Source organism: Streptomyces sp. NPDC047117, assembly GCF_040643545.1.
Classification (GTDB): domain Bacteria; phylum Actinomycetota; class Actinomycetes; order Streptomycetales; family Streptomycetaceae; genus Streptomyces.
The window spans coordinates 139,260-151,333 of record NZ_JBEYUN010000008.1; the positions used below are offsets into that span (position 1 = coordinate 139,260).

Here is a 12,074-nt window from a genome sequence, read left to right on the forward strand (position 1 = left end):
CCCGGGACGGCGTGGTGACGGCCCCGGACGGGCTCGGTACGCCCCACCGAATCCGTGGTGACGGCCCGGGACGGACTCAGCGCGCACCACATCCGTCGTGACGCCCGGGGGGGGCGGCCATCAGCGAGCGAACTGCCACCGCCCCTAGTCCGCCCCGGCGCAACCGGGCCCGGCTCCCCCACCAGGCCCGGCCACGCCCTCCGCGTTACCCCGCGGCCTTCCCCTTCGCGCGGGTCGTCTTCGGCTTGACCGCCTTGGTCACCGTCTTCTTCTTGGGCGACTTCTCCGCGGCCACCGTCTTGCCGGCCGCGGCCTTCTTCGCCGCCGTCTTCTTGGTCACCGTCTTCTTGGCCGGCGCCTTCGCCGCGACGGACGGGGACTTCTTCGCCACCGCGCGCTTGGCCGCCGTCTTCTTCGACGGGGTGGCGTCGCTGACCCGGTCGCCGAGGATGTCCCGCAGGAACTTGCCGGTGTGGCTGGCCGGGACCGCCGCGACCTGCTCGGGCGTGCCCTCGGCGACGACGAGGCCACCGCCGCTGCCGCCCTCCGGGCCCATGTCCACGAGCCAGTCGGCCGTCTTGATCACATCGAGGTTGTGCTCGATGACGATCACGGAGTTGCCCTTGTCGACCAGCCCGGACAGCACGCGGATCAGCTTGCTGATGTCCTCGAAGTGCAGACCGGTCGTCGGCTCGTCCAGGACGTAGACCGTGCGGCCCGTCGAACGCTTCTGCAGCTCCGACGCCAGCTTCACGCGCTGCGCCTCACCGCCGGAGAGCGTCGGCGCGGGCTGCCCGAGCCGGACGTACCCGAGGCCGACCTCGTGGAGCGTCTTCAGGTGCCGCGAGATCGTCGGCACGGCCTCGAAGAAGTCCAGCGCCTCCTCGATCGGCATGTCCAGCACCTCGGCGATGGACTTGCCCTTGTAGTGCACCTCCAGCGTCTCGCGGTTGTACCGCGCCCCGTGGCACACCTCGCACGGGACGTAGACGTCCGGCAGGAAGTTCATCTCGATCTTGATCGTGCCGTCGCCGGAGCAGTTCTCGCAGCGGCCGCCCTTGACGTTGAAGGAGAAGCGGCCCGGCAGATAGCCGCGGACCTTCGCCTCCATCGTCTCCGCGAACAGCTTGCGGACGTGGTCGAAGACACCGGTGTACGTCGCCGGGTTGGACCGCGGCGTACGGCCGATGGGTGACTGGTCCACGTGCACGACCTTGTCGACCAGGTCGTCGCCCTCGACCCGGGTGTGCCGGCCCGGCACCGACTTGGCGCCGTTCAGCTCGCGCGCCAGGTGGGTGTAGAGGATGTCGTTGACCAGCGTCGACTTGCCGGATCCGGAGACGCCGGTGACGGCGGTCAGCACGCCCAGCGGGAAGGACACGTCGATGTCCTGGAGGTTGTTCTCCTTCGCCCCGTGCACCGTCAGGCGGCGCTCGGGGTCGACGGGCCGGCGCACGTCCGGCGTCGGGATGACCTTCTTGCCGGCGAGGTACTGCCCGGTCATCGATTCCTCGTTGGCCAGCAGCTCCTTCAACGGGCCGCTGTGCACGACCTTGCCGCCGTGCTCACCGGCGCCGGGGCCGATGTCCACCACCCAGTCCGAGGTCTTGATGGTGTCCTCGTCGTGCTCGACGACGATCAGGGTGTTGCCGAGGTCCCGCAGCCGGACCAGCGTCTCGATGAGGCGGTGGTTGTCCCGCTGGTGCAGGCCGATCGACGGCTCGTCGAGCACGTACAGCACGCCGACCAGCCCGGAACCGATCTGGGTGGCGAGCCGGATGCGCTGGGCCTCGCCGCCGGACAGCGTGCCGGCGGCCCGGTTCAGCGAGAGGTAGTCCAGGCCGACGTCGACCAGGAACCGCAGCCGCTCGTTGACCTCCTTGAGCACCCGCTCGGCGATCTTCTTCTGGCGGGCGTCCAGCTTCATGTCGCGCAGGAAGTCGGCGCAGTCGCTGATGGACATGGCCGCGACGTCGGCGATGGACTTGCCCTGCACGCTGACGGCCAGCACGATCGGCTTCAGGCGCGTGCCCTCACAGGTCGGGCAGGGCACCTCGCGCATGTAGCCCTCGAAGCGCTCACGGCTGGAGTCGCTCTCCGCCTCGGAGTGCCGCCGCCGCACGAACGGCAGGGCGCCCTCGAACGGCGTGGTGTACGCCCGCTCCCGGCCGTAGCGGTTGCGGTAGCGCACCTCGATGCGGGTCCGGTGCCCGTTGAGCAGGGCCTTCTTGGCGCGCTGCGGCAGGCCGGCCCACGGGATGTCCGTACGGAAGCCGAGCGCGTCGGCGAGCGCGTCGATCAGCCGGCCGAAGTACTCCTTGTTGTGGCCGTGCGACCAGGGGTGGATGGCACCCTCGTCGAGCGACTTGTCCTCGTCGGGGACGATCAGCTCGGGGTCGACCTCCATGCGCGTACCGATGCCGGTGCACTCGGGGCAGGCGCCGAACGGCGAGTTGAAGGAGAAGGACCGCGGCTCCAGCTCCTCGAACGACAGGTCGTCGTACGGGCAGTAGAGGTGCTCCGAGTACATCCGCTCGCGCTGCGGATCGTCGGCGTCGAGGTCCACGAAGTCGAGGATGACCATGCCGCCGGAGAGGCCGAGCGCGGTCTCGACGGAGTCGGTCAGGCGCCGCTTGGCGCTGTCCTTGACCGTGAGGCGGTCGACGACCACCTCGATCGTGTGCTTCTCCTGCTTCTTGAGCTTGGGCGGCTCGGAAAGCTGGATCGTCTCGCCGTCGACCCGGGCCCGGCTGTACCCCTTGGTCTGCAGGTCGGAGAAGAGGTCGACGAATTCGCCCTTGCGCTCGCGGACCAGCGGCGAGAGGACCTGGAAGCGACTGCCCTCGGGCAGCTCCAGCACCTTGTCCACGATGGCCTGCGGCGACTGGCGGGCGATCGGGCGGCCGCACTCGGGGCAGTGCGGCTTGCCGATGCGGGCGAACAGCAGGCGGAGGTAGTCGTAGACCTCGGTGATCGTGCCGACCGTCGAGCGCGGGTTGCGCGACGTCGACTTCTGGTCGATCGAGACCGCCGGGGAGAGGCCCTCGATGAAGTCGACGTCGGGCTTGTCCATCTGCCCGAGGAACTGCCGGGCGTACGAGGACAGCGACTCGACGTAGCGCCGCTGGCCCTCGGCGAAGATCGTGTCGAACGCGAGCGAGGACTTGCCCGACCCGGAGAGACCCGTGAACACGATGAGGGAGTCACGGGGGAGGTCGAGCGAGACGTTGCGGAGGTTGTGCTCGCGAGCGCCACGGACGATGAGACGGTCTGTCACGCCGGTCGGCACCTTTCGTGAGAGGGGCGGGGTGCCGCGCACCCCCGCCCCAGGGTATGGGGGCCGCCGCGGCAATGTCTGTTCAAAGTCGTTTCGATGCCACACACGAGCCTATAGCACGTGCATTCGATTTACGGTGTCCGCCGGTCGGGTTCACCCGAAGGTGTGGCCGGACGGCAGGCCACTGACGCAAAGGCGACGGTGGCCCGGCACGCGAGCGCCGGACAGCCTGCTGCACGGTGGTTTCGACCGCCTGGCGGCGCCATGCCGAAGAGCTGCTCACGGACGCGCCGGGCGGCAGAGTCCACCGCGTCATTCACCGTACTGCCGGGGTCTGACAACGCCTGGCCCCGTACCGCTCGCACAGCTTCTGACCTGCGCTTACCCGTTCGAGGGACCGAACCCGTCGGGTCCCGGCCCCGCACCGCCCCGATCCGGACGGCCTCCTCCCACAACACCGCGGCCGCCCGATCCCTTCCGCCGTGGCGCGTACCCCGGCGCTCGCGCGCTCCCGGCTGGCGACGCGCGCCGACTCCCGCCGGCACGGTGGCGGCGCTAGCTTCGGTTCATGACCGACATCGCACAGGAATTCGCGTACGACGCGGCAGCCGTCCACGCCGCCACCGACCGCCTGCTGGTCTCCGTCGGCAAGCTCGACGACGAGGCCGTCGGCGAGCCCTCCCTGCTGCCCGACTGGACCCGCGGCCATGTGCTCGCGCACCTCGCGCGCAACGCCGACGCGCTCGTCAACCTCCTCACGTGGGCGCGTACGGCACGCCCACGCCCATGTACGCCTCCCCCGCCGCCCGCGACGCCGACATCGAGCGGGACGCCGACCGCCCGCTCACGGCCCACCTGAAGGACCTGCGGTCCGCCGCCGAGCGCTGGGAGGCGGCCTGCCAGGCCCTCGGCCCCGAGCGCCTGGCCTACGAGGTGGAGATGCGGAACGGCGTCGTCGAGCGGGCCGGGCGGCTGCCCTTCCGCCGCCTCGCCGAGGTCGAGCTGCACCACGTGGACCTCGGCGTCGGCTACACCGTCGACCACCTGGCCCCGGAGTACCTGGACGCCGAGCTGGCCTTCCTCGCGGAGCAGCGGCTGAAGGGCCATTCCGAGGTCGCCGCGCTGGAGCTGCGCGCGGACGACGGCCGGAGCTGGCGTACCGGCCCCGCGGACGGCACCCCGCTCACCGTCAGCGGTTCCCCGGCCGCGCTCGTCGGCTGGCTCACCGGGCGTACCGCGGGCGCCGGCCTCTCCACCGACGACGGGGCACCGCTGCCGGAGCTGCCGGACCGCTGATCCCGGCACCGGGCCGGGCGGTCGCACGGGCCGTACGCACCCGCTGCCTCCCCGGGCCCGGCCAGTAGGCTGCGGGCATGGCGTACACCGGAGCAGTCAAGGTCGGCGGACCCGCCGACGTACACGAGCTGACCGACCTGATCATCTCCAAGATCGCGGTCGGTCCGATGAACAACAACGCCTACCTGCTGCGTTGTCGCGCAACCGATGCGCAGGTGCTGATCGACGCCGCGGCGGAGCCGGACACGCTCCTCGGGCTGATCGGCGAGGGCGGCATCTCCTCGGTCATCACCACGCACCGGCACGGCGACCACTGGGGAGCGCTCGGCGAGGTCGTCGAGCGGACCGGCGCGCGGACCTTCGCCGGCCGCTACGACGCCGAGGGCATTCCCGTACCGACGGACGTGCCGGTCGACGACGGCGACACCATCAGCGTCGGACGGGTCGAGCTCACCGCCCGTCATCTGAAGGGCCACACGCCCGGCAGCATCGCCCTGGTCTACGACGACCCGCACGGCCACCCGCACGTCTTCACGGGCGACTGCCTCTTCCCCGGCGGGGTCGGCAACACCCACGGCGACGCCGCGCACTTCACCAGTCTCATCGACGACGTGGAGAGCAAGCTCTTCGCGCAGCTGGCGGACGAGACCTGGGTCTACCCGGGCCACGGCGCGGACACCACCCTCGGCGCCGAGCGCCCGCACCTCGCGGAGTGGCGCGAGCGCGGCTGGTAGAGCCGCCGAGATACGACGACGCGCGGTGTGCGGGCGGGTGCCCGCACACCGCGCGTGTGCGTTCGGCGTCAGGCGCCTATCGACTTCTTGTCCTCGTCCTGCGTACCGGCGGCCGCCTCGGCCTGCGCCTGCTTCTTCGAGGCCCGCAGGCTGGTGATCGTCGTGATGATCAGCACGGCGCAGATGACGCCCAGCGAGACCGGGATGCTGATCTCCGGGACGTGCACCCCCGACTCGTGCAGTGCGTGCAGCACCAGCTTCACGCCGATGAAGCCGAGGATGACCGACAGGCCGTACGAGAGGTGGACCAGCTTCTTCAGCAGTCCGCCGATGAGGAAGTACAGCTGCCGCAGACCCATCAGGGCGAAGGCGTTGGCGGTGAAGACGATGTACGGGTCCTGGGTGAGACCGAAGATCGCGGGGATCGAGTCCAGCGCGAAGAGGACGTCGGTGGTGCCGATCGCCAGCATGACGATCAGCATCGGCGTCATCAGGCGCTTGCCGTTCTCCACGATGAACAGCTTCGTGCCGTGGTACTTGTCGGTCGACGGGAAGCGCCGCTCGACCATCTTCAGGAAGCGGTTCTCCTCGAACTCCTCGTCCTGCTCCTCGGCCCGCGCCTCCTGGATGAGCTTCCAGGCCGTCCAGATGAGGAAGGCGCCGAAGATGTAGAAGACCCAGGAGAAGTTGGCGATGATCGCCGCGCCGGCGCCGATGAAAACGGCACGCAGGACGAGTGCGATCAGCACGCCGATCATCAGCACCCGTTGCTGGTATATCGACGGCACCGCGAACTTCGCCATGATCAGGACGAAGACGAAGAGGTTGTCGACGCTCAGCGACTTCTCGGTGATGAAGCCGGCGAAGAACTCACCGGCCGGCTGTCCGCCGGCGAACAGGAGAAGTCCGAGCCCGAAGAGGGCGGCGAGCGCGATCCACACGCCGGTCCAGATGCCGGCTTCCTTGATCGATACGTCGTGCGGCTTGCGGCCGCCGATGAAGAAGTCGGCGGCGATGAGGGCACACAGACCGAGAATGGTCAGCAGCCACATGGTCAGGGAAACGTCCACTGCACTCCTCCGGCAGGTTCGTAACAACACCACAGCGTCGTCGCTGCCGGAGGTCTCTTCCGCCCCGGAATCGCGCACTGTGCTCCGCGACACCGATGGGACCGACGCCCCGGGATCTCCATTCGATCCGTGATGACGGGTACGCCGCAGCAGGGAATACTCCCCTCCGCACCATCGAGAGTAAAGGAACCCCATGGATAAGTAAAGAGATATGCAAAAATGCAGGTCGGAGCGGGTCCAAGGGGAACGTCCCGCCTTCCTCTCGACATGCCGGTAGGCGCACGGGCCGCGCCCGTACGCCTACCGTTCTGCCCGTTTCGCCGCCTACTTCAGCCCTGCCTCCCTCATCTGGCGCAGCTCCTTCTTGAGCTCCCCCACCTCGTCGCGCAGCCGGGCGGCGACCTCGAACTGCAGCTCCGCCGCGGCGGCCCGCATCCGCTCCGTCATTTCCTCGATCATCTCGGCGAGCTCGGCGGCGGGCCGGTCGGTCGGGGTGGCGGCGGCCTTCTTCTTGCCGCTCTTGCCGCCCTTCTCCGCCGCGCCGCCCAGGTCGGGCACCGGCGCCTTGCCCTTGCCGTCGGCGCCCTTGCGATAGCCCGTGCCGAGCAGCTCCTGGGTGTCGACCTCCTCGCGCGCGATCGTCGCGACGATGTCGTTGATCTTCTTGCGGAGCGGCTGCGGGTCGATGCCGTGCTCCTTGTTGTACGCGAGCTGCTTCTCGCGCCGCCGGTTGGTCTCGTCGATGGCCTTGGCCATCGCCGGGGTGACCTTGTCGGCGTACATGTGCACCTGGCCGGAGACATTGCGCGCCGCACGGCCGATCGTCTGGATCAGGGACGTGCCCGACCGCAGGAAGCCCTCCTTGTCGGCGTCGAGGATCGCCACGAGGGAGACCTCGGGCAGGTCCAGGCCCTCCCGGAGGAGGTTGATGCCGACCAGGACGTCGTACTCGCCGGCCCGCAGCTCCCGCAGCAGCTCCACGCGGCGCAGCGTGTCCACGTCGCTGTGGAGGTAGCGCACCTGGATGCCGAGCTCCAGGAAGTAGTCCGTGAGGTCCTCGGCCATCTTCTTGGTGAGCGTGGTGACCAGGACGCGCTCGTCCTTCTCGGTGCGCGTACGGATCTCGTGGACCAGGTCGTCGATCTGCCCCTCGGTGGGCTTGACCACGACCTCGGGGTCGACCAGGCCGGTCGGACGGATGATCTGCTCCACGTGGCCGTCGCCCCGCGAGAGCTCGTACTGGCCCGGCGTCGCGGACAGGTAGACGGCCTGCCCGATCCGCTCCTGGAACTCCTCCCACTTCAGCGGGCGGTTGTCCAGCGCCGAGGGCAGCCGGAAGCCGTGGTCGACCAGGGTCCGCTTACGGGAGGCGTCGCCCTCGTACATGGCACCGATCTGCGGCACGGTGACGTGCGACTCGTCGATGACCAGCAGGAAGTCCTCGGGGAAGTAGTCGAGGAGGGTGTTCGGCGCGGTGCCCGGCTCACGGCCGTCGATGTGCAGCGAGTAGTTCTCGATGCCGGAGCAGGTGCCGATCTGGCGCATCATCTCGATGTCGTACGTCGTACGCATCCGGAGCCGCTGGGCCTCCAGCAGCTTGCCCTGCTTCTCCATCCTGGCGAGCTGGTCGGCGAGCTCGGCCTCGATGCCGGCGATGGCCTTCTCCATGCGCTCGGGGCCCGCCACGTAGTGGCTCGCGGGGAAGACGTACAGCTGCTGGTCGTCGCTGATGACCTCGCCGGTGAGCGGGTGGAGCGTCGACAGGGCCTCGATCTCGTCGCCGAACATCTCGATGCGGACGGCGAGCTCCTCGTAGACCGGGAAGATCTCGATGGTGTCGCCGCGCACCCGGAAGGTGCCGCGCGTGAAGGACACGTCGTTGCGCGTGTACTGGATGTCGACGAAGCGGCGCAGCAGCTGGTCGCGGTCGATCTCCTCGCCGACCTTCAGGGGGACCATCCGGTCGACGTACTCCTGGGGCGTGCCCAGGCCGTAGATGCAGGACACGGACGAGACCACGATCACGTCCCGCCGGGTGAGCAGCGAATTGGTCGCGGAGTGGCGCAGCCGCTCGACCTCCTCGTTGATCGAGGAGTCCTTCTCGATGTACGTGTCGGACTGCGGGACGTACGCCTCGGGCTGGTAGTAGTCGTAGTACGAGACGAAGTACTCGACGGCGTTGTTCGGCAGCAGCTCACGGAATTCGTTGGCGAGCTGGGCCGCGAGGGTCTTGTTGGGCGCCATGACGAGGGTCGGGCGCTGCAGCTTCTCGATCATCCACGCGGTCGTCGCCGACTTGCCGGTGCCGGTCGCGCCCAGCAGGACGACGTCCTTCTCACCGCCGCGGATGCGCTGCTCCAGCTCGGCAATGGCCGCCGGCTGGTCGCCGCTGGGCTGATACGGGCTGACGACCTCGAAAGGCGCCACCGTGCGTTCGATGTGGGAAACGGGCCGCATGTCACCCACCGTACGACCCGCCACTGACAACCGGGTGCCGTGACGCCGGCGACGACGGTCCGGAAGCGCCCGGACACCTCGCGTCACGGCACTTGCTCCCGCCTCCACGGACCGGCCACCACCTCCGGCCCCTATTCGAGACACCGGCGGCACGTAAGGAACGAACCAGCCAAACCCGCCGATCGATGAAAAGGCGACGATCTGCCACCAGGTGCCGTCGAACGCCGGTCAACCGGCGGTTTCCCGGCTATGGCGAGGACTCCCCTTGCGCGGCCACGCCACACGAATCCACCCCGGACGGTCCCAAACCCAGGACACACGACACTTCTCGTTCAATTTATGTCCATCTCTGACCTATCTTCCAGTACACCCCCGCTGGGAACCTGCCGCCGACCACCCCCGCCGACGACGATTCCGAGGAGTCCGTATGCACATTCGGCCTGTTGCCGCCGTTACCGGCGCGCTCGTGGGGCTGACGGCGTTCAGCCTCCCCGCTGCCGCCGCCCAGGCCGCGGATCACCCGCACAGACCGGTCACCGTGGCCCACCGAGGAGCCTCGGCGTACGCCCCCGAGAACACCATCGCCGCGGTCGACGCGGCGCACCGCATGGGCATCGACTGGGTGGAGAACGACGTCCAGCGCACCAAGGACGGCAAGTTGGTCGTCATGCACGACACGACGCTCAACCGCACCACGAACGTCGAGGAGCTGTACCCGAACCGCTCTCCGTGGAAGGTCGCCGACTTCACCCTCGGGGAGATCCGGAAGCTGGACGCCGGAAGCTGGTTCGACGCGAAGTTCAAGGGCCAGCGGGTCCCCACGCTGGACCGCTACATGGACGCGGTCACCCGCAACCACCAGAAGCTGCTCCTGGAGCTGAAGGCCCCGGAGCTCTACCCGGGCATCGAGGCGCAGACCATCCGGGAGCTGCGGCGCGAGGGCTGGACGGACCGGCAGCACGTGAAGCGCCGGCTGATCATCCAGAGCTTCAACGGTGACGCGGTCAAGAAGGTGCACGAGCTGCGCCCGGACATCAAGACGGGCTTCCTCGGTACCCCGGCCGTCGCCGACCTGCCCAAGTACGCGCAGTTCGCCGACCAGATCAACCCGAGCCACACGACCCTGAGCATGGCCTACGTCGCGGCCGTGCACGCCTTCGAGGGGCCGCACGGGCGCCCGCTGGAGGTCTACACCTGGACCGTCAACGACGCGGCCACGGCCAAGAAGGTCGCGGGCTGGGGCGTGAACGGCATCATCACCAACAAGCCGGACGTCGTCCGGGACGCCGTGAAGAGCGCCGGATTCCAGGTCCCGGCCGCGTAAGGACCGGACCTCGCACCGGGGCCGCAGGCCCCTGCCGTCGGGAGCGGTGGCCGCATCTCCGCTCCCCACGGCACTTGTCGGTGGGCGGCCCTAGGCTGAAGCCGTGACGATTTCCGAGGAACGCGAAATCCCCGCGACGGCGGCTGCCGAAGCGACCGCCGCCGAGCCCGCCGGCACGGCCACGACACCCGCGCGCGACGGTGCGCAGACACCGGCCCGGCCGCCGCGCGCATGGGCCTGGCGCCTGCTGGACACCCCCATCGGACCGCTCCTGCTCGCCGGGACCGACACGGGCCTGGCCATGGTCGTCTTCCATGCCGACGAGCGGGCCCGGGCCAGGTCGCTCGCCCGCTTGCGCGGCGCGTTCGGCCCCGAGCCGGTCGCCGCGATACCGGCGGTGGACACGGCCGCCGCGGAGCTCGTCGCGTACTTCGCCGGTGAGCTGCGGGACTTCACGGTCCCGCTGGACTGGTCACTGTCCTCGGGGTTCAACGAACGGGTGCTCCGCGAGCTGGCCGCCCACGTCCCGTACGGCACGGTCGTCGGCTATCAGGACCTGGCGGACCGGGTCGGGGAGCGCGGTGCCGCGCGTGCGGTCGGCGTCGCGATGGGTTCCAATCCGCTGCCGGTCGTCGTGCCGTGCCACCGCGTCGTCGAGAGCGGCGGCGGACTGGGCGGCTTCGGCGGCGGCCTGGAGACGAAGCGGCAGCTCCTGGCGCTGGAAGGGGTCCTCCCGCAGCCGCTGTTCTGACTCCCGCCGCCTGCGTCCCGCCCGGCTCCCGCTCCTTTCACGAAAGGTCCCGCTCATGCCCCGCCAGGTCGCCCTCCTCCGCGGCATCAATGTCGGAGGGCACAAGAAGTTCCCCATGGCGCAGCAGCGCGCGCTCATGGCGGAGCTGGGCTTCCGGGACGTCACCGTCCTCCTCCAGACCGGCAACATCGTCTTCGCCGACCCCGGCAGCCCGCCGGAGAAGACGGCGCGCACCCTGGAGGACGGATTCGCGGCCGCGCTGGGCTTCTCCGTGCCGGTCATGGTCCGCACCTGCGACGACATCGCCGCAGCCGTGGCGGCCAACCCGTTCCCGGAGGCCGCGGCCGAGCCCAAGACGCTGCACCTCACGTTCCTGTCGGAACCGCCCGCCGACACCGCCCCGCTGGACGCCCTGGATCCGGCCGGGTACGCGCCCGACACGTTCCGGCTGGCCGGCCGCGACCTGTACCTCTGGTGCCCGGGCGGCATCGGCCGTTCCCAGCTGGCCGCGGCCGTCACGGCGGCGAGCGTCAAGCTGGGCGTCACGGCCACCGCCCGCAACTGGAACACGGTTCTCAAGATCCTGGCGGCAGCCGAGGACGGGTGAGGCCGGCGGGCCTCTGGTACGGGCGGCCGCAGCATCGGCGGGGCGTCCGCCCACGGCCTCGGCGGCGGCCGCTCAGCCGTATCCGCGTCGCCTTCTGCGCTCAGCGCCAGCCGTACCGCTCCCGCAGCCGGTTCACGACCAGGTTGAAGCGGCCGCGGTCCAGCGCGCAGGCCTCGCGCCGCATCCCCTCCGGATGCACCCGCAGCACCCTGTCCAGGTCGACCCACGAGGGCCTTCCGGCGCGGTCCCAGGGCCCGGCGCCGATCGCCACCCACTCGTGGTCGTCGTGCCGCTTGCTGGACAGCTGCACGGCGAGCAGCGTGCCCGCCGGCTCCCGGGCGACGACCAGCACGGGCCGGTCCTTGCCGCGCCCGTCGTTCTCCTCGTACGGCACCCAGGTCCACACGATCTCGCCGGGGTCCGGATCGCCGTCGTGGTCCGGCGCGTACACCGTCCTGACCGCGCCGACCGTCCGCGGATGCGCCTCCGCGGTCGCCGTCCGCCCGGCGCTGCCCGGCAGCACCGCCTGTTCGCCCACTTCATCCATTGCCATGGGCT

The 12,074-nt window shown here is 69.9% G+C and carries 8 protein-coding genes and 1 pseudogene; 5 read left to right on the forward strand and 4 right to left on the reverse strand.

Translation table 11 applies throughout. The annotated features are described in order from the left end of the window. Positions 1 to 205 precede the first annotated feature (205 nt). Positions 206 to 3,277, reverse strand: a complete 3,072-nt coding sequence (uvrA, locus tag ABZ840_RS17445; RefSeq protein WP_361560316.1) for an excinuclease ABC subunit UvrA — start codon at positions 3,275 to 3,277, stop codon at positions 206 to 208. Positions 3,278 to 3,845: 568 nt separating this feature from the next. Between uvrA and ABZ840_RS17450 the strand changes: the two are divergent. Beyond that, positions 3,846 to 4,573, forward strand: a pseudogene (locus ABZ840_RS17450) (maleylpyruvate isomerase family mycothiol-dependent enzyme). Between the two features lie 77 nt (positions 4,574 to 4,650). Continuing rightward, the gene (locus ABZ840_RS17455) at positions 4,651 to 5,307 is read left to right on the forward strand and encodes an MBL fold metallo-hydrolase (RefSeq protein WP_361560319.1); all 657 of its coding nucleotides are present in this window, start codon (positions 4,651 to 4,653) and stop codon (positions 5,305 to 5,307) included. 68 nt (positions 5,308 to 5,375) lie between these two features. Here the strand turns inward: ABZ840_RS17455 and ABZ840_RS17460 are convergent, their stop codons facing one another. Further along, on the reverse strand, positions 5,376 to 6,377 hold the full coding sequence (locus ABZ840_RS17460) for a TerC family protein (RefSeq protein ID WP_361560322.1): 1,002 nt from the start codon (positions 6,375 to 6,377) through the stop codon (positions 5,376 to 5,378). 324 nt (positions 6,378 to 6,701) lie between these two features. Continuing rightward, positions 6,702 to 8,834, reverse strand: a complete 2,133-nt coding sequence (gene uvrB / locus ABZ840_RS17465; protein WP_361560325.1) for an excinuclease ABC subunit UvrB — start codon at positions 8,832 to 8,834, stop codon at positions 6,702 to 6,704. A 427-nt stretch (positions 8,835 to 9,261) separates the two neighbouring features. Between uvrB and ABZ840_RS17470 the strand changes: the two genes are divergently transcribed. From ABZ840_RS17470 to ABZ840_RS17480, 3 genes are all read left to right on the forward strand, one after another. Then, a complete protein-coding gene (locus ABZ840_RS17470) occupies positions 9,262 to 10,158 on the forward strand; it encodes a glycerophosphodiester phosphodiesterase family protein (RefSeq protein WP_361560328.1) in 897 nt (298 codons plus the stop codon). A 244-nt stretch (positions 10,159 to 10,402) separates the two neighbouring features. Next, positions 10,403 to 10,909 (forward strand): methylated-DNA--[protein]-cysteine S-methyltransferase, encoded by a 507-nt coding sequence (locus tag ABZ840_RS17475; protein ID WP_361560899.1) that lies wholly within the window; start codon positions 10,403 to 10,405, stop codon positions 10,907 to 10,909. A 55-nt stretch (positions 10,910 to 10,964) separates the two neighbouring features. Then, positions 10,965 to 11,516: a DUF1697 domain-containing protein gene (locus ABZ840_RS17480; RefSeq protein ID WP_361560331.1), complete on the forward strand. Its 552-nt coding sequence runs from the start codon at positions 10,965 to 10,967 to the stop codon at positions 11,514 to 11,516. Positions 11,517 to 11,616: 100 nt separating this feature from the next. Here the strand turns inward: ABZ840_RS17480 and ABZ840_RS17485 are convergent, their stop codons facing one another. After that, on the reverse strand, positions 11,617 to 12,069 hold the full coding sequence (locus tag ABZ840_RS17485; protein WP_361560334.1) for a type II toxin-antitoxin system PemK/MazF family toxin: 453 nt from the start codon (positions 12,067 to 12,069) through the stop codon (positions 11,617 to 11,619). Positions 12,070 to 12,074: the final 5 nt, after the last annotated feature.

What these genes read in the sequence shown, in the direction of transcription:
- ABZ840_RS17455 (WP_361560319.1), top strand. Translation starts at nt 4,651, where the DNA reads ATGGCGTACACCGGAGCAGTCAAGGTCGGCGGACCCGCCGACGTACAC.
- uvrB (WP_361560325.1), bottom strand. Translation starts at nt 8,834, where the DNA reads ATGCGGCCCGTTTCCCACATCGAACGCACGGTGGCGCCTTTCGAGGTC.
- ABZ840_RS17470 (WP_361560328.1), top strand. Translation starts at nt 9,262, where the DNA reads ATGCACATTCGGCCTGTTGCCGCCGTTACCGGCGCGCTCGTGGGGCTG.
- ABZ840_RS17480 (WP_361560331.1), top strand. Translation starts at nt 10,965, where the DNA reads ATGCCCCGCCAGGTCGCCCTCCTCCGCGGCATCAATGTCGGAGGGCAC.
- ABZ840_RS17485 (WP_361560334.1), bottom strand. Translation starts at nt 12,069, where the DNA reads ATGGCAATGGATGAAGTGGGCGAACAGGCGGTGCTGCCGGGCAGCGCC.